Source organism: Streptococcus infantis (genome assembly GCF_047460825.1).
Lineage (GTDB): Bacteria > Bacillota > Bacilli > Lactobacillales > Streptococcaceae > Streptococcus > Streptococcus infantis_V.
In genome coordinates this window covers 1-869 of record NZ_JASHFO010000072.1, presented here as the reverse complement: position 1 = coordinate 869, position 869 = coordinate 1, and the positions used below count along the sequence as shown (strand labels likewise).

The 869-nt window shown below is 37.5% G+C and carries 1 protein-coding gene; it reads left to right on the top strand.

All coding sequences use genetic code 11. The annotated features are described in order from the left end of the window. A partial coding sequence (locus tag QM911_RS09855) for a MucBP domain-containing protein (protein WP_414313881.1) occupies positions 1–869 on the top strand: 869 nt, incomplete at both ends.

The window sequence follows — 869 nt, the reverse complement described above, 5'->3', positions numbered from 1 at the left end:
CCAAAAGGTGAAGTAGTTATTACTTACGTGGATGAGAAGGGTAAAGAGATTCAAAAACCTCGTCAAGACACACCAAACTCACCATACGATACACCATATAACACTACTGAAGAAGGTGAAAAACCTAACTTCATCAAGGCAGAAGATGGTAAGACCTATAAGATTGTACCGAAGGGTGATTATCCTGTAGGTAAGGTTGATGAAAATGGTCACCTTGAATCATCTGATCCAGTTAAAGGTAATGTGAATAAACCAAAATCAACCATCACTTATGTTTATAAAGAAGTGAATGGAAACGTTTATGTTCACTATGTAGATACAGAAGGCAAGACTATCAAAGGTGATGTAACTGACGAAGAAGCTCAACCAGTAGATAAAGACTATGACACACAAGATCGTCGTCCACAAGAGATTGAATTCGAAGGTAAGACTTATGAATTGGTTCCAGCTGGTAACTACACAGTAGGTGAAGTTGATGACCAACAAGGTCACCTTAAGTCATCAGACCCAACAACTGGTAAAGTCATCGAAGGTGATAAGAATGTAACCTATGTTTACAAACTTAAAGAAAAGCCAAAAGGTGAAGTAGTTATTACTTACGTGGATGAGAAGGGTAAAGAGATTCAAAAACCTCGTCAAGACACACCAAACTCACCATACGATACACCATATAACACTACTGAAGAAGGTGAAAAACCTAACTTCATCAAGGCAGAAGATGGTAAGACCTATAAGATTGTACCGAAGGGTGATTATCCTGTAGGTAAGGTTGATGAAAATGGTCACCTTGAATCATCTGATCCAGTTAAAGGTAATGTGAATAAACCAAAATCAACCATCACTTATGTTTATAAAGAAGTGAATGGAAA